A 15,325-nucleotide genomic window follows, 5' to 3' on the forward strand; every position below is an offset into this window, starting at 1 on the left:
TAAGCGTAATTACCTTTAAAAAAACCTAACTTAGTTACCTAAGTTAGGTTTTTTCAGCTATGCCGTCAAAAGAATATTAATACGCGCTATCTACTCGCACCGTGTTATTGGTTAAGTAGATCAGGCGAACATTATCCCCTTGGTGAAAACGCATAGCGGGATCGTTGTCTTGTACCACCATAAATTGCTCACCACTTTCTACTTGTATCAGTAATTCAACGAGCTGTGTGTTTTCATAGCGCTGTGTTTGCTGCTGATTATGAGCAACGTTACCACCAATCACCGATCCTAAAATAGTCGCTACAGTTCGACCACTGCCGCCGCCAAACTGGTTACCAATAACACCGCCTAGTAAGGCACCGCCAAAGGTTTTCCAGCCGTTACTTTTGTCTTGTACTAATTGTTGCTCAGTAATAGTGCGAACCGACTTTACTTTACCAAATAGTACTTGCTGTACAGGAACGGCTTTATTGCGTTCGTACTTGGCAAACGTTGGGGTACTTACTACTAATAAAGCGCATAAAATTAAGCTAAGCGTTTTCATAATTCGCTCCTGTTATTACCAACCAAACGTTGATTTTTCACGCGTTTTACGAATTTCAGTTTCGTCAGCCCATTCAACAAGGCCGCTTTGCATATCCATTAAACGCATTGTAAATTTGTAGTACACATCGGCTTTATCTGCATTAGATTTAACAATGCTTGATAGGTTACCGTACAGCATATATTGCGCACCAATTTGCTTACCAAAAGCCACCGCAGTACTTGGGTTGACTAAGGCGTCTTCGTTTTGAAATGTAATTTGCTCACGAACCGCCTCTACACGGGTCATATCAACAAATCTAAATTTGCCGCTACGCAGTAATTGAGTAGAGATTGAGTCGGTGATTGATTCTGTATCTATGTGTTCACTGGTTTTATTTTTAATACGCTCTACAAATACCACAGGGCGTGTATTGGCGGTCATAGTACCAACCACAGGCGAACTAAGCAGAGAGTCGGTCATTTGCGAGGCAACTTTTTGTAAGTCAGTAGAGCCAAAGTTTATATCTGTGGTTTCTACGGCTTGGGCATCACCATAGCTGACAACCGCTTTGTTGGCACAGCCGGTTAGTGTGAGTGCGGCTAAGCCAAAAATTGCATAGCCAGAGAGTGATTTAAATTGTTTATTGATCATCATGGTTTCCTTAATCTTTAAATTCTTGTGCTTCAGTAGACACTTCTCTTACAGCTAAAGAGAAAGTAACGGCATTAGGGCTAGGTGCTAGTCCTGCAAGCTGAGTTTTAGCAAAGCCAAATAATGTTAGGGCTTGCCACGGTGAGTGGTTGCCTTTAATAACAAAGCCATCTTTATCAAACCAGTTAAATTGATACTGTAAGTATTGCGACTTTTTATAGGTACTCGCTAAAGTAACCACTACATCGGTCAGGTTATTTGTTTGACGCGTTTTTACATCACTAATTAAAAGCTTTTTAGCTAATTGCGGGTTATTAACGTTGAGCTGCTCTTTGTAGGCGTTGGTAGTTTGTTCAACTCCAATGCCTGAGGTTACAGGTCGGCTGCTACATGCACTAAGCATAAACAACGCAATAATGGGGAGTATGTATTTCATGATGGCTCCTAAAGTTGCACTACATGGGAGTTAAAATAGTTATTAACAGAGGTTAGGTAGATTAACGTTAACCTTTGCTTACTAACGGTAAAATTTATTGGCGGTTGTGAGCCAACATTTAAGGTATGTTCGCCTGCAGTCACTGCACTGCGGGCAAGACTAATTTGATTGGGTAAGGTAAGCCAGCTGCGGGTATCGGCTTGCTCAGAAGCAAGATTATATAAGTTTGCTAAAATATTCCCCACATCACCGCCACTGCGGGCAAGCTCAGCGCGCAGCTTTTCTTTCGCCACTAAGCGCAATATTTGCCTCGATACGCGCCCAGCAACTTGCTGCTCTAACGTTTTAGCGGCCAGTGCTTCTAAGTGCACTAGCGGGCTTAGTGATAATAAATGGTCATTAATTTTGACGTTGTTAACGGTGCTTACATAAGCATTATTTATATAAATGGGCATGGCGAGACTATAAAAGCGGGCGTCTCCTTGTGAAGTATAAATTGGTAATCGTAATTTAAATTCGTGTTGTTTTGGTATCAGGCCTTGTTCGAATAATATAACCACTTCGCCTTGGTTTTTTTCTAAGCTGTTAACTTCACCAAACTGGCGTTTAAATTGGCTATAGTCATCGGCAAAACCTTGCTGCTTAGCAAGACGCAGTACATCGTGTTGTAAATACGGATTGTTAGGTTGTATTTCGAGCGCTTTTTTATAGTCTATGTAGGCATCATCACCTTGCTTTGCCGTTTCATATAGTAACCCTGATAAATAAAACGTGTACGCATTTTGAAAGCCATTTTTGACCGAGCGAATTAAGTTATCCATATCGGGATAGTGTTGCTGTGCTTGGGCAACCGCATTATCAAATTCGCTTTGATTACTTAATAGTTCATCAACTTGTACTTTATTAGCACGGCGTATTTCAACTAAGGCGCTTTCAATATCATGTTTATAAACATAATTGAGCGCTTTGTAGCTATGCAACATACTCATTTCGTAGGCGGGCGGTGTATAACCAATAGCTGAGTCGTTGGTTAACAGCGCATTACTTTGCTCAAGCCCAGCACTTACTTGTATTTTTGCAGCTTGGCGCTTAGATTGCATTTGTTGATAGACAGTTTCAAAATGAACTTGTGGGTTATCGGGGTTATTGGCTAAATCCGCGATACGGCCTTGTTCTAATTGGCTCAATAAATAATTACTGTGTGTTTTGCTGTTTTTGCTTATTAAGGAGCGTGCACTCTCAATATTATTATTCGTAATGGCTTGCCTAATAGGGGTGGTATTAGTGGCGTAATCATTAAAGAGATCGTCAAAGCCAATGGTGCTGCAACCACTTACAATAAAGCAAAGACTAAAAATTAAAATGTGACGCACGCGCACTCCTTCTTATTTATTCTGTAAGGTTAACATACTGCCAATAAATACAAGTGTGAAAGATTGTAAAAAAGCGTAGTGTATAAACATAGAACAAAAACCCTTAATAAAAACTTTATCATTTAAAAAATAACCATGGTAACGTTTACAACATTGGACGTTAATTTAATCGGTATATAAATACGGTACATATTTATCAATACGTTAGGAATTAATTTGAAAGCAACACTGTTTACTATTATCGCGTTAGTTGCCTTTGCTGCAAATTCGTTATTATGTCGGTTAGCGTTGGCGCAAGGCTACATTGATGCGTGGAATTTTACCGTTATTAGGTTACTGAGCGGGGCAGTGTGTTTGACCATTATTATGCTGCTCTATACTAGGCAGTTAAGTAAAAAAGCGCAGTTAAGTAATCCTATTATTAACGATACTGGCAGTTGGCGAAGCAGTGCTAGCTTATTGATATATGCGCTGTGTTTTTCTGTTGCTTATATCGAGCTTGATACCGGCATGGGGGCGCTTATTTTATTCTCGGCGGTGCAATTTACAATGATTGGCTGGGGCATATATAAACAAGAGCGTTTAAGTGCTGTGCAATGGCTTGCATTTATAGTGGCGTTTGCGGCATTTGTTTACTTAATGCTGCCCTCACAGACAGCCCCACCGCTGATGGCTGCATTATTAATGAGTATAAGTGGCATTGCGTGGGGAATTTACAGTATTCGTGGCAAGGCGTGTGTGTCGCCGCTAAGAGCCACTGCCTTTAATTTTATTCGTAGTTTATTAGTGCTACCTATTTTAATTGTGGTGGGAATGAGCCAGCTTAAAAATATTCGTATCGAAGGGGCATTACTCGCAATAGCCTCAGGTGCCATCGCATCTGGCGTAGGGTACAGTATTTGGTATGTGGCTATGCCACTATTAAAGAGCACGCATGCAGCCATAGTGCAGTTATGCGTGCCCGTTTTGGCGGCTATTGCAGGGGCAGTGTTTTTATCAGAGACATTAACTCTGCAATTTATGCTCCCCAGCAGTATCATTTTACTAGCGGTATTGGTTTTTACTTTAAATAAAAAGACTAAAACTGCTTAGCTGGTGGACTTACATTGATCACAAAGCGTTCATACAATGCAGGTAAGTGGGTTAAAATAGCGTCTTTACCTAATAAATCACTGTGCTTAATGCAGTCGTGCAACACTTCTGGCGTAAGGTGACGAACAAGCTGCGCTGATTGCGCTATGTGGCTAATATGCCAAAGCTCAGGAGCTACCCCGCCCAAGTCGTACTGGTAAGGTCGATAAAATCCAAATTCTGCTAGATGAGTGTCTAGCCATTGGCTTAGTTTAGCAAAAGGCCCACCTTGCTGATATTCATTAGGGCTCAATTGCAAAACATAATCGTCACTCACTGCGCCTTTATCGTAAATATCTAAATCAGTCCCTAAATGATGGCGACTTGCCCCCGGTAGCGCAGAATAAAGCATAATGGCAATGCATTTCTCAATATCACTGAGCGAATTAATATCAACGTGTTGCTGCGCTTTGTTTAATACCGGCCGCTTAGCGGAAAATTTAGCGTTCCAAATAGCTGATTGACGGTTAAAATCCCGAAAACTTGATGCAATACATAAATCAAAGCCTGCTGATGCAGCCGCTGTTTGCAGTGCAATAAAGTCATTTACAATATCGGCATGCAAAAAGTGATTTTGTATGGCAACTAAATGTGCATCACTTTGGCCAGTGATGCATTGTATGAGTTCTTTATTTGCAGTCATTAAGTTAACAGGTGCTCTAATATTTGTTCGTAAATATCGGCCAGCGCGATTAGATCGTCGGTGCTAACACACTCGTCCACTTTATGAATAGTGGCATTACGTGGCCCTAATTCAATAACTTTAGCACCCGTTTGTGCGATAAAACGACCATCTGAGGTGCCACCTGTTGTTTCTAAGTTAGTGGTTAACCCCGTTACCGATTTAATGGCGGCTACGGTGGCATCAACCAATGGGCCGTGATCGGTTAAAAACGGCAAGCCATTCACAATCCAATTGAGTTTATAATTTAAATTGTGTTTTTGTAAAATGGAATTTACTTTTTGTTGTAGTTGTTGATAAGTAACTTCGGTACTAAATCTAAAATTAAATTGTACCTCAAGCTCCCCAGGGATCACATTGCCTGCGCCCGTACCGCCATTAATATTAGAGATTTGAAAGCTGGTGGCTGGAAAAAAGTCATTACCCATATCCCACACAGTTTGGCTTAACTCGGTTAAAGCTGGCGTGGCTAAATGAATTGGGTTTTGTGCTAAATGTGGATAGGCCACATGACCTTGCACGCCTTTTATAGTTAAAAACCCCGTGAGTGAACCACGGCGGCCATTTTTAACCACATCACCAAGTACATCGCGAGAAGAGGGTTCACCTACAAGGCACATATCTATTTTTTCACCGCGCTCCTCTAAAGTATCAATCACGCGGGTAGTGCCGTTAATAAACGGGCCTTCTTCATCTGAGGTAATTAAAAACGAAATGGAACCTTTGTGATCTGGATGCTTAGTCACAAAGCGTTCGGTTGCCACAATCATCGCTGCTAATGAGCCTTTCATGTCGGCAGCGCCACGGCCATGTAATAAGCCGTCTTCAATTAGGCCTGCAAAAGGCGGGTGCTGCCAGTTTTTTTCAGGCCCAGTGGGCACCACATCAGTATGACCGGCAAAACAAAAATGCGGTGATTGCGTGCCTTTTCGTGCCCAAGTATTGAGCGTGTCAGTAAAAAAGAGCGATTCAATATCAAAGCCAATGGCGCTTAGGCGTTCATTCATCATATGTTGGCACCCGGCATCTTCAGGTGTAACCGACTTTCGCTGAATTAAGGCTTGGGCTAGGGTAATTACTGGATGGGTCATTATTTAAAAATCTCATCGTATTGTGCTGCTTTAAAGCCTAAGTGATATTGCCCGTTATTAACAAGTACAGGGCGTTTGATCATCGCCGGTTGTTCAACGAGTAAATCTATGGCGGTTTGTTTGGTTAAGCTTTGTTTTTGCTCATCAGTGAGCGCTCTGTACGTTGTGCCACGTTTATTAACCAATTGTTCCCAATCAATATGTTCTGCAAAGTCGCTTACCATGTCGTTATTAACGCCGTCTTTGCGGTAGTCATGGAAAGTGAATGCGATGTCGTTATCGCTTAGGTATTTTTTTGCTTTTTTAATTGTATCGCAGTTGCTAATGCCATAGAGAGTGATCATAAATCTACTTCTTTTTAATAATAGTTAATAAGGTATCTACACCGGCATTAACTTGCGGGTGAGAATAATGAAAAGTGCCTAAATTATGGCCATTGAGAATTATAAGGCTGGCTAAAATAGGCGAGTCGAGCTCACGTAAATCAAAATAAGCAAGGCGTTGGCCTTTGGTTATTTTGCTGCCGTTAAGCTGAGCAATATGAGTATGCGTAAGTGTTTGTGAATCGGGAACCGCTAGGTTTATTAATACTTTTAAGCCGTTATTGGCTTTTAAAATAAATTCACAACCGGCACTTTTTACCTGCAGTAAGGTGCCATTGAAGGGCGCTAATACTTTATGACTCGATAAACTAACAACAATACCTGGGCCGAGTGTGCCAAAACGAAAAAAGGGTTGTGGATGCTCTTCCATTGGCATCACTTTACCACTGAACGGACTCGTGATTTGTATCGCGTTTCGGCCAATTTTATTTTTAGTTAAATAGCTAACGTCTTCAGATTTCATTATTTATTGAGTTACCACGTTGTAGCCATCGGCTTTAAGGGCTGTAATTGCTTTGGTGACCGTTTGTTTTTTTACTAAAATATAGTCGGTATCGTAGGTCGATATCGAAAAAATGGACACGCCGGCTCTGGCTAATACGCCTGACAGGTTTGCCATAATGCCAGTTAACGAAAACCCTAAAGGACCTATTACTTCCAGTGCTTGCCAATTAGATTCAGTATCTTGGCTATCAATAATAAAGTCGACAGGGCAAACAACTGACAGTTCATCATGCGTTTTTGAGATAAAAAATAACGGTTGTTTTAACAGCGCAGGCGGTATGTCAGCATCAAGGGCTAAACTATGAATAGATAACACGGTGCTGTGTAATTGTAATGTTTGTTTTGACATTAAACGTATCGCCAGCAGCAAAATAATAGCTTTATAGTATAGAGTATTGAAGCTAAATTAAAGGCTCAAGTTTAGGGTCTGTTGACCTTTCAAGGTTAAATTTGCAGCAGTCTGTTTGGTATTTAGGCAAGGCAGCGCCTATGTGGTGTGGTTATTCCCCATAAATAGGCAATAACGCAGCATCAATGCCAAACAGGCGCTGCCCGAAGGGTTCTGCCTAGGAGCGATTTACTCTTTGTTGCTCGGTTTTTACTTAGCCCACTAGGTTACAAACCTCGCGCCGCGATTAAACCGCTCCTAGTTTGAACAAATTGTAATCCGCAAAGGTCAACAGACCCTAGGCAGTGCTATATTTTTATTAGCTAAAAAATAATTGTCCACAATTTCTGTGGATAAGCTTGGGGGTTGTGAGGTATAAATAGCCTAACCAGTTAATTATTAAATAAAAAATGGCTAGGCTATAAAAAGGGCATGTTAATTACAGCCCTTTATTAAGCGCTTCTACTTGCGCCGCCTGAATGGCTGTTAAAGCAATGGTATACACAATATCGTCAACTAACGCGCCACGGCTTAAGTCGTTAACAGGTTTGCGCATCCCTTGTAACATAGGACCAATACTGATCAAATCGGCGCTTCGTTGCACTGCTTTGTAGGTGGTATTACCCGTATTTAAATCAGGGAAAATAAACACGGTTGCTTTACCGGCAACCGGGCTATCTGGCGCTTTTTTAATAGCTACACTTTCCATAATGGCCGCATCGTATTGCAATGGCCCATCGATAATGAGATCAGGACGCTTTTGTTGGGCAATTTTTGTTGCTTCGCGGACTTTTTCTACATCAGCTCCACTGCCCGAATTACCCGTGCTGTAACTTATCATTGCTACACGAGGTTCTATGCCAAATGCGGCAGCAGAATCGGCAGATTGAATTGCAATGTCGGCTAGTTGTTCAGCATTAGGATCAGGGTTAATAGCGCAATCACCATAAACCAAAACCTGATCAGGCAATAGCATAAAGAATACAGAAGACACTAATGATGAACCTGGCGCGGTTTTAATTAACTGTAACGGTGGGCGAATGGTATTGGCAGTGGTGTTTACCGCACCCGATACCAGGCCATCAACTTTACCTTGCTCTAGCATCATAGTACCAAGTACGACGTGATCTTGAAGTTGCTCTTGGGCAACTACTTCGGTAAGACCTTTATTTTTACGAATTTCCACCATAGGTGCTACGTAATCATTTATGATACTGCTTGGCTCAATTACGGTTACATGCTCGTTAAGCTCAATGCCTTGCTGCTCGGCGATACGCAATATTTCATCGCGATCGCCAAGTAAAATTGTTTTAGCTATACCGCGCTGGCCACAAATGGCAGCGGCTTTAATGGTACGAGGCTCGTTACCCTCAGGCAACACAATCGTTTTATCCGCTTTACGGGCTTTATCGGTTAATAAATACCTAAAGGCAGGGGGGGATAACTTGCGGGTTTTTCCCACACTTTTTGCTAATGTGTCCAGCCAATAAGAATCGATATGTGCAGCGTTATGATCTTTTACTTTTTCTATGCGCTGTTCATCATCGCTTGGCACTTCTAGGTTAAAGTTATGCAGTAATAACGAGGTGCGCCAAGTGTCGCCTTCGGTTGCTAAAATAGGCAGCCCTGTTTGCATGGCTTGTTCGCACAGCGCCATGATGCGCGGCTCAGGCTCAAAGCCACCGGTGAGCAAAATAGCGCCTAGTTTAGTACCATTCATAGCAGACAAGCAGGCTGCAACCAATATATCTGAACGATCGCCTGGGGTGACCAATAACGCACCTGGGGTAAAATAATTTAGAATATTTGATACCGTGCGGGCGCAAAAAGTAATGCGTCTTAGTCGACGATGTACCATGTCACCTTCGTTAATAATAGTGGCTTTTAAATAGGCACTTAAATCTTTAACGCGCGGCGCTACCAGCTCAAAATCCCACGGAATGGCACCAAGTAACATAAAAGGATTTTTTCTAAAAATAGGTAAAGAGGCCAGGCGGTTAAGCTCGTTATCAAGCGCTTCTGGCTTGTAAGTATCGACTAAATCAGCGCGAGCGCGACCTTCTTCATCTAGAGGGGCATTTACTTTATTGAAAATACAACCCAGCACACGAGGGTGATCTATGCCACCGTAATTTCCAGCGGCTATTTCAAGTCGGTCTTCAATTTGAGTAATGTTGTAATTGCCAGGGGTAAGTACAAAAACGATATCCGCCCCTAAAGTTTGTGCGATTTCGCGATTAACTCTCCCCGCATACGGTTGGCGACGAGTAGGCACCATGCCTTCAATAATAGCCACTTCATCATCGTTAATTTTACTTTGAAAACGCTCTACAATTTCTTCTAGCAGGTCATCGCCTTTGCCATCGCCAATCATTTGCTCGGCGTAATCCAGCGCAAATGACGTGGGTGGATCAATAGGTGAGCCTTGGGTAACAATTTGTGTTGACTTTTCTGGGCCTGTTTCACCCGCGCGTGGTTGGGCTATAGGTTTAAAAAAATTAACTTTAACAGTTTTTTGTTCCAGCGCCCTTACCAAACCCACCGATACTGAGGTTAAACCAACCCCAGTAGAAACGGGGATCAACATAATACGACGAGCCATATTATAACTCCTTGGTGATGTTTGCGGCATCAAGTGCGATCACCCATTCTTCGTTAGTGGGCATAACAACCGCTTTGCTACGTGAATCAGCTGTACTAATTAACCCAGCTTGGCCAAAACGTGCATCAAGGTTTGCTTGTGGGTCTAAATTAATACCTAAAAAGGCCAATTGTTTAAGTACTTTATCACGGATAATATCGGAATTTTCGCCAATACCGCCGGTAAAAATAACTGCGTCTAGCTGTTGCAGCGGAACCATGTAAGCGGCTATTTGTTTTGCGAGGCGGTAACAAAACATATTAAGTGCCAGCATAGCTTGCTGGTTGCCTGCAATAGCGGCTTCTTCTATGGTGCGACAATCGTTAGACAACTCGCTTATGCCTAATAAACCACTTTTTTGATTGAGTAAGTCATCAATTTGCTGAGCAGTGTAATCGAGTTGCGTGGTTAAAAAGTTAAATAGGCCCGGATCAATGTCGCCACAGCGCGTACCCATAACAAGCCCTTCAAGCGGGGTTAACCCCATACTGGTATCAACACTTTTGCCATTTTTAATCGCACACACTGAACAGCCGTTTCCTAAGTGGGCGCTAATAAAGTTACTGTTTTCAATAGGAAGTGCCAACAACTTCGCAGTTTGTCCTGCCACATAAAAATGGCTGGTGCCATGAAAACCATAGCGCCTAACACCAAAGTCTTTATAAAGCTGATAAGGAAGGGCATAAAGATAAGCGACTTCATCCATCGTTTGATGAAATGCCGTGTCGAACACGGCTACTTGCGGTAAATTTTTAAATGATGCTTGCGCTGATGAAATACCCAGTAAGTTAGCGTGGCCATGCAAAGGTGCTAGCGTAGCTGCTTGCGTGATACCTGCAATAACGCGTTCGTCAATTAATACTGATTGGGTAAAATGCTCACCACCATGCACAACACGATGACCAACAGCAACTAGTTGCTCATCAAGATTGTGATCTTTTATTAAATCAACCAGCGTATCAATGGCATGGGCATGTGCCTGATTAGCAGCAAGTTTAATGGTGGTCTTTTCTCCCTTAAATTTATATTTTATTGAGGGAGCATCTGCACCTAGGCGCTCAGCTAAACCTGAAATAATGTCGTTTCCTGTGTTTGCATCAATAATTGCAAACTTTAAACTTGAGCTTCCACAATTAAGTACCAAAACATGGTTTGTTTTTTTTGGGAGAGTTGGCATAGATTCATTTTCCATTTAAATATTAATCAGTACACTTGGTTGATATATAAGCATTGTAAGCTTAAATGGGTATAGACTAAAGTGTAGTTGACTTTATTAAAAGGGCTTTGTGGAATTCTTTCGATAATTTATGCTTTTTGTGAGTTTTACTAATGAAATTAAGCATTTTTACCGATAAAGTGAGAGTTGTGTTACACTTTTATAAGCAAGATGCTTTTACAAGTGTTAAATGCCGTGATTGTGAGGATTTATAATGCAAAAAAGTGTGATATCACAAGTTCAATTAGGGCGCGCTTATGCTAAAACATGGCCTATGCGTAAAGAGGTCGCGCCATTATTTGCCGAGTTTAAAGTGATCAGAGCAACCGAGCTTGCGATTACAGTAATGCCTATTTTAGCCATGCTAACTTTGTTTTTTCAGCTTAATTATTTAGGCCCTGATTTTTTACCTCAAGCTATTGCCAGTAGTCTATTTTTTATCTCCTTGCCGTTACAAGGGCTTTTATGGCTAGGTAAACGTGCGCAAACAGAATTAGAACCCGCTATGCTGCAATGGTACAACGAGTTGTTTGCAAAAATGATCGCCAACGGTTACGACGCACAAATGGGGAAAAACAAGCCCCGCTATTTGGAGCTTGCTGAATTGTTAAAAGACATGTTTGATAAAATGGATAAAACCTTTACTAAAGAGCAGTTTTAACAAACTGGCTAATATAAAATGACAAGGTAACCTTGTGATGCTGTTTTTGTTCAAGTGCCTGCCAATGCTCGGGTCTGAACTTCCATGCAAAGGGTGTCATCATTATTAAATTTCTTACGTCGCTAAATGTGAGTGACACTTGCTCTGTAATGAGCTGTTGCGATGATTGTTTAAAGCCTGTTGGCGTAGCAACTTCAGTATGCTCATTTACCGTATTATAGATATATTTCTTCAACTCTTTGAGGTGCATAGGCCCAGGGCTTGCCACCACTAAACAGCCATCCTCTTTAACAAGGCGAGAAAGTTCATCGTCAAACAAAGGGGCAAACACGCTAATTAACACATCAGCAAGGTGATCATTAAAGGGCGCGTGGCTTATTGATGCCACGCTAAATTGACATTGTTTGTATCGTTTTGCTGCGTATTTTACCGCCGACTTAGATATATCAACTCCATACACAGTAGCTTGCGTGTTATTTGCTATAGCATGGGTGTAAAACCCCTCGCCACACCCTAAATCAATCACTATATTTGCATTGAGCGGTTTGACTAAATTAGCTAAGGCCGTCTGTAAAAATGCATAATGGCCTTGCTCTAAAAAAGAACGCCTTGCTTGTACCATTTCTAAAGAGTCACCGGGCTGTTTAGAGTTTTTATTTTGCACGGGGAGTAAGTTTACATAGCCTTCTTTGGCAAAATCAAAGCTGTGGTTATTATCACAGCGTAATGTTTTTTCATTAAGTGCCAATGGAAGTTTGCAAATAGGGCAATGGTAATGAAGACTCATGAGCCTAAATAGTCCTTATCAAAAAAAGTTTTTACCCAGTGCGGGCGATAGGTGATCATAACAGTTATTGCCATACCGTTTAGCATTGCTTCAGGAAACGCTAAAATAGGACTGAGATAAATGTAGTTTTCTGTTAGCTGATGCCAATTATATTCGCCAATTGCGTAATAAAAAACACCCCCGAGTATAATGTTAACGCAAGCAACGACACCAGCCGTTAAAAAGCTACAAACAAATATATAGATAAAAAAGTGCCGCGCTAAGTAGTGGTAACAAAGCATAAATACAAAGTAGCTTAATAATACTGGAATAAACGCACTTATTAGTAATTTTACCGCAATCAGCTCGAATGCTATTTGTCCAAAAGCAGTTAGCAGGGCTGTAGCTAATACACAACTTAAAATAGCCAGACGCCAGCCTAAAATCAGCGTAACAGCAGTAATGCCCAATATATGAAGATCAAGACCAGGTAAAATACCGGCTTTTATACGCCATAGTAAAGCGAGCACCAGCGCGCAGGCAAACACGCCAGTTTGCCTAGATGGCGTATTAAATAAATTGGCGTATGTTGATTTATTAACACTTAAAAAGCCAATAGCAATAACACCAATCCACAGTAATGCCTGTAATTGCACGCTTAGCATAATCGTTAATTAAACTCAGACCAAATAGGCGCATGATCTGAAGGCTTGTCGATAGCACGTAATTCGTAATCTATACCGGTGTCGATACAGCGAGCTGCTAAGTCATGCGTTGCCAAAACCACATCAATCCTTAGTCCACGATTATCAACAAAACCCTTAGAGCGGTAGTCAAACCACGAGTATTGATCGTTAGTTTCTGGGTTTTGCTCTCTAAAGGTGTCTTTAAAGCCCCAGTTTAATAACGTTGCTAGCCATTCACGCTCAACGGGTTGAAATGAACATTTTCCGGTTTTTAACCAGCGTTTTGCGTTTACCTCACCAATACCAATATCTAAATCGGTTGGAGAGATATTAATATCGCCCATTACAATTACATCTTGATCAGGCGTGTAATGACTATTTAGGTGAGTCATTAAGTCTTGATAAAATTGACGTTTATAAGGGAATTTAGTTTCGTGGTTGATGTTATCGCCTTGCGGGAAGTAGCCATTCATGACATGCAGGTCACGGCCATTTTCTTGCTCTACGGTAACGCTGATCATTCGCTTTTGCGACTCATCTGTGTCGGTGGAAAAGCCTTTTAATACCGACTTAGGCTCTTTTTTGCATAACATTGCCACACCGTAATGCGCTTTTTGTCCATGAAAATAAACGTGATAACCCATTTTTTGTACATCGTCTAGCGGAAATGCTTCATCGTGCACTTTGATCTCTTGAAGACCAATAATATCTGGCTGGTGTTTATCAATAATAGCTTGTAACTGATGTAGACGAGCACGCAGGCCATTGATATTAAAAGAAATCACTTTCATAAAGTTTACCTTCAAATTTATTTTCATTGTTAGCTAAATTGTATCAGTATTTGGAGCGACATAACATGACTGAAACGAGAAAATAGCTGCACAAATGTTGATCAATTTCTGCTTAATGTTTAAACATTGTAAATGCAATATTAAATAATAAACTAAATAAAATATTCAATTGATATGTTAAAAGTTGTCTATATAATGCGCAAAAATCGTTTGTTTAACTCGTTCAAATAGGACTACCTGATGAAAACTCAATTACTTTTAGCTGCCTCTCTTTTTGTTTCTGTTACCGCTTCTGCACAAAGCAATGCGTATTACAGCAAAGACAATAAATTAGAGTCAAACTTGTGCGTAGTAAGCGCCAATGAAGGTTTTTCGGCTGCTCGTAAAATGGCAGCAAAGCACGGTGTATATTTATCGCGTTATTCAAAAAGTATCCTATGTAACGGTCAAGACATTCGCGATATTGCAAAACAACAAACTGCAGCACAGCCTGCAGCATCAAAAGTTGAAGTATTTGCAAAAGATTCACATCAAGAAACACAGTTATGTATAACTGCATTAAAGCAAGGCTTACAACCAGTGCGTAAGCAAATTGGTAACTTAAACACATTAAAGTGTAATGGCCAAAACGTAACTGATTTTGTGAAGCGTTACCAAAACGCTGCAATCTAAATTACCGTATTAGATATAAATAGCTCGGTTCTTACCGAGCTTTTTTTTTGCAAAAATTACCAGAGTAGCTTGCAAAAATTGCATTATTAAATATCGCAATAGAAGTTGTTTTTGTTTAACTGTCTGATTTTAATGGTTTATTTTTTTGGCATCGTATTTGTATCACTAAAATTGAAATTTATTAATACAAGGATACGTCTGATGAAAAAATTAACGATAGCTTCTACTGTTTTAGCCGCATTGAGTTTAGCAGCTTGTTCTTCAAATCAAGGTTTAGAAAAAATCGACAGTGATTTTGCAAGCTTAGATAACGACAGCGATGGCTTTATTTCTAAAACAGAAGCCGACGATGATAGTATTTGGCAGCACTTTTCAAACATAGATACAAATATGGATAATCAAATAAGCCGTAATGAATATGATGCTTATATGCAGCTAAATGCTGGAAAAGTTGCTACAGATAGTGAAGTGAGTGAGTCTGCATTTAAAGCTGATATTGCTAAGTTTGATAAAATAGAAAATGATTTTAAAAGCCTAGATAATGATAGCAATGGCTTTATTTCAGTTACTGAAGCTGATGACGATGATATATCAAATCATTTTGGTTACATGGATCGTAATAAAGATAAACAAGTAAGCAAAAAAGAGTTCAACAGCTATATTCAAAAGCATGGTGATTCTGTTGCAGAAGATGATGCACTTGAGCAGTTTAAAAATAGCTAAATTA

General features: G+C 40.7%; 18 protein-coding genes. 4 read left to right on the forward strand and 14 right to left on the reverse strand.

Annotation, left to right across the window (positions count from 1 at the left end; all coding sequences use genetic code 11):
* Positions 1 to 76: 76 nt before the first annotated feature.
* The 4 genes from AAEY57_RS04845 to AAEY57_RS04860 are packed head-to-tail and all read right to left on the reverse strand — an operon-like array spanning position 77 to position 2,986.
* Entirely contained in the window at positions 77 to 544 is a 468-nt protein-coding gene (locus AAEY57_RS04845; protein ID WP_008110029.1) for an outer membrane lipoprotein, read from the reverse strand.
* 15 nt (positions 545 to 559) lie between these two features.
* Complete coding sequence (gene lpoB / locus AAEY57_RS04850) at positions 560 to 1,177, reverse strand: penicillin-binding protein activator LpoB (RefSeq protein ID WP_502935488.1); 618 nt, start codon at positions 1,175 to 1,177, stop codon at positions 560 to 562.
* Positions 1,178 to 1,187: 10 nt separating this feature from the next.
* Positions 1,188 to 1,613, reverse strand: coding sequence for a YcfL family putative periplasmic lipoprotein (locus AAEY57_RS04855; RefSeq protein WP_016899910.1), 426 nt, complete (start codon positions 1,611 to 1,613; stop codon positions 1,188 to 1,190).
* 8 nt (positions 1,614 to 1,621) lie between these two features.
* Positions 1,622 to 2,986, reverse strand: a complete 1,365-nt coding sequence (locus AAEY57_RS04860) for a COG3014 family protein (RefSeq protein WP_335674724.1) — start codon at positions 2,984 to 2,986, stop codon at positions 1,622 to 1,624.
* A 216-nt stretch (positions 2,987 to 3,202) separates the two neighbouring features.
* Between AAEY57_RS04860 and AAEY57_RS04865 the strand changes: the two genes are divergently transcribed.
* Entirely contained in the window at positions 3,203 to 4,078 is an 876-nt protein-coding gene (locus AAEY57_RS04865) for a DMT family transporter (protein WP_335674725.1), read from the forward strand.
* On the opposite strand, the gene AAEY57_RS04870 is transcribed toward AAEY57_RS04865, so the two are convergent.
* The 7 genes from AAEY57_RS04870 to AAEY57_RS04900 all read right to left on the reverse strand — a co-directional run bounded on the left by AAEY57_RS04870 (position 4,065) and on the right by AAEY57_RS04900 (position 10,983).
* Complete coding sequence (locus AAEY57_RS04870) at positions 4,065 to 4,760, reverse strand: M15 family metallopeptidase (protein ID WP_350606686.1); 696 nt, start codon at positions 4,758 to 4,760, stop codon at positions 4,065 to 4,067. The two genes, AAEY57_RS04865 and AAEY57_RS04870, sit on opposite strands and share 14 nt — an antisense overlap.
* On the reverse strand, positions 4,760 to 5,890 hold the full coding sequence (gene dapE / locus AAEY57_RS04875) for a succinyl-diaminopimelate desuccinylase (RefSeq protein WP_350606689.1): 1,131 nt from the start codon (positions 5,888 to 5,890) through the stop codon (positions 4,760 to 4,762). The genes AAEY57_RS04870 and dapE overlap by 1 nt, the downstream gene beginning before the upstream one ends.
* A complete protein-coding gene (locus AAEY57_RS04880; protein WP_013464787.1) occupies positions 5,890 to 6,234 on the reverse strand; it encodes an ArsC family reductase in 345 nt (114 codons plus the stop codon). Before AAEY57_RS04880 ends, dapE begins: the two co-directional genes overlap by 1 nt.
* 4 nt (positions 6,235 to 6,238) lie before the next feature.
* Positions 6,239 to 6,736: a PTS glucose transporter subunit IIA gene (locus tag AAEY57_RS04885; RefSeq protein ID WP_013464788.1), complete on the reverse strand. Its 498-nt coding sequence runs from the start codon at positions 6,734 to 6,736 to the stop codon at positions 6,239 to 6,241.
* A gap of 3 nt (positions 6,737 to 6,739) precedes the next feature.
* A complete protein-coding gene (locus AAEY57_RS04890) occupies positions 6,740 to 7,126 on the reverse strand; it encodes an ACT domain-containing protein (protein WP_029609972.1) in 387 nt (128 codons plus the stop codon).
* Positions 7,127 to 7,604: 478 nt separating this feature from the next.
* Positions 7,605 to 9,767: a phosphate acetyltransferase gene (gene pta, locus AAEY57_RS04895; protein WP_350606692.1), complete on the reverse strand. Its 2,163-nt coding sequence runs from the start codon at positions 9,765 to 9,767 to the stop codon at positions 7,605 to 7,607.
* Between the two features lies 1 nt (position 9,768).
* A complete protein-coding gene (locus AAEY57_RS04900) occupies positions 9,769 to 10,983 on the reverse strand; it encodes an acetate kinase (protein ID WP_350606693.1) in 1,215 nt (404 codons plus the stop codon).
* A 253-nt stretch (positions 10,984 to 11,236) separates the two neighbouring features.
* Between AAEY57_RS04900 and yfbV the strand changes: the two genes are divergently transcribed.
* The gene (yfbV, locus tag AAEY57_RS04905; RefSeq protein WP_016899917.1) at positions 11,237 to 11,683 is read left to right on the forward strand and encodes a terminus macrodomain insulation protein YfbV; all 447 of its coding nucleotides are present in this window, start codon (positions 11,237 to 11,239) and stop codon (positions 11,681 to 11,683) included.
* Here the strand turns inward: yfbV and rlmA are convergent.
* The 3 genes from rlmA to xthA are packed head-to-tail and all read right to left on the reverse strand — an operon-like array spanning position 11,667 to position 13,926.
* Positions 11,667 to 12,470 (reverse strand): 23S rRNA (guanine(745)-N(1))-methyltransferase, encoded by an 804-nt coding sequence (rlmA, locus tag AAEY57_RS04910; RefSeq protein WP_013464793.1) that lies wholly within the window; start codon positions 12,468 to 12,470, stop codon positions 11,667 to 11,669. The genes yfbV and rlmA overlap by 17 nt on opposite strands.
* Entirely contained in the window at positions 12,467 to 13,114 is a 648-nt protein-coding gene (locus AAEY57_RS04915; protein ID WP_350606697.1) for an energy-coupling factor ABC transporter permease, read from the reverse strand. Before AAEY57_RS04915 ends, rlmA begins: the two co-directional genes overlap by 4 nt.
* A 5-nt stretch (positions 13,115 to 13,119) precedes the next feature.
* Positions 13,120 to 13,926, reverse strand: coding sequence for an exodeoxyribonuclease III (xthA, locus tag AAEY57_RS04920; protein ID WP_013464795.1), 807 nt, complete (start codon positions 13,924 to 13,926; stop codon positions 13,120 to 13,122).
* A 240-nt stretch (positions 13,927 to 14,166) separates the two neighbouring features.
* Between xthA and AAEY57_RS04925 the strand changes: the two genes are divergently transcribed.
* Together AAEY57_RS04925 and AAEY57_RS04930 are read left to right on the forward strand one after the other, a co-directional pair.
* Positions 14,167 to 14,598 carry an exonuclease III gene (locus AAEY57_RS04925; protein WP_128583615.1) on the forward strand — a complete coding sequence of 144 codons (432 nt, stop codon included), beginning with the start codon at positions 14,167 to 14,169 and terminating at the stop codon, positions 14,596 to 14,598.
* A gap of 201 nt (positions 14,599 to 14,799) precedes the next feature.
* Entirely contained in the window at positions 14,800 to 15,321 is a 522-nt protein-coding gene (locus AAEY57_RS04930; RefSeq protein ID WP_010389775.1) for a calcium-binding protein, read from the forward strand.
* Positions 15,322 to 15,325 lie beyond the last annotated feature (4 nt).

The organism is Pseudoalteromonas sp. MER144-MNA-CIBAN-0113 (assembly GCF_040308965.1).
Taxonomy (GTDB): domain Bacteria; phylum Pseudomonadota; class Gammaproteobacteria; order Enterobacterales; family Alteromonadaceae; genus Pseudoalteromonas; species Pseudoalteromonas tetraodonis.

What these genes read in the sequence shown, in the direction of transcription:
- xthA (WP_013464795.1), bottom strand. Translation starts at nt 13,926, where the DNA reads ATGAAAGTGATTTCTTTTAATATCAATGGCCTGCGTGCTCGTCTACAT.
- AAEY57_RS04885 (WP_013464788.1), bottom strand. Translation starts at nt 6,736, where the DNA reads ATGAAATCTGAAGACGTTAGCTATTTAACTAAAAATAAAATTGGCCGA.
- AAEY57_RS04915 (WP_350606697.1), bottom strand. Translation starts at nt 13,114, where the DNA reads ATGCTAAGCGTGCAATTACAGGCATTACTGTGGATTGGTGTTATTGCT.
- rlmA (WP_013464793.1), bottom strand. Translation starts at nt 12,470, where the DNA reads ATGAGTCTTCATTACCATTGCCCTATTTGCAAACTTCCATTGGCACTT.
- AAEY57_RS04855 (WP_016899910.1), bottom strand. Translation starts at nt 1,613, where the DNA reads ATGAAATACATACTCCCCATTATTGCGTTGTTTATGCTTAGTGCATGT.
- AAEY57_RS04900 (WP_350606693.1), bottom strand. Translation starts at nt 10,983, where the DNA reads ATGCCAACTCTCCCAAAAAAAACAAACCATGTTTTGGTACTTAATTGT.
- AAEY57_RS04925 (WP_128583615.1), top strand. Translation starts at nt 14,167, where the DNA reads ATGAAAACTCAATTACTTTTAGCTGCCTCTCTTTTTGTTTCTGTTACC.
- pta (WP_350606692.1), bottom strand. Translation starts at nt 9,767, where the DNA reads ATGGCTCGTCGTATTATGTTGATCCCCGTTTCTACTGGGGTTGGTTTA.
- AAEY57_RS04870 (WP_350606686.1), bottom strand. Translation starts at nt 4,760, where the DNA reads ATGACTGCAAATAAAGAACTCATACAATGCATCACTGGCCAAAGTGAT.
- yfbV (WP_016899917.1), top strand. Translation starts at nt 11,237, where the DNA reads ATGCAAAAAAGTGTGATATCACAAGTTCAATTAGGGCGCGCTTATGCT.
- lpoB (WP_502935488.1), bottom strand. Translation starts at nt 1,177, where the DNA reads ATGATCAATAAACAATTTAAATCACTCTCTGGCTATGCAATTTTTGGC.
- dapE (WP_350606689.1), bottom strand. Translation starts at nt 5,890, where the DNA reads ATGACCCATCCAGTAATTACCCTAGCCCAAGCCTTAATTCAGCGAAAG.
- AAEY57_RS04845 (WP_008110029.1), bottom strand. Translation starts at nt 544, where the DNA reads ATGAAAACGCTTAGCTTAATTTTATGCGCTTTATTAGTAGTAAGTACC.
- AAEY57_RS04880 (WP_013464787.1), bottom strand. Translation starts at nt 6,234, where the DNA reads ATGATCACTCTCTATGGCATTAGCAACTGCGATACAATTAAAAAAGCA.
- AAEY57_RS04930 (WP_010389775.1), top strand. Translation starts at nt 14,800, where the DNA reads ATGAAAAAATTAACGATAGCTTCTACTGTTTTAGCCGCATTGAGTTTA.
- AAEY57_RS04890 (WP_029609972.1), bottom strand. Translation starts at nt 7,126, where the DNA reads ATGTCAAAACAAACATTACAATTACACAGCACCGTGTTATCTATTCAT.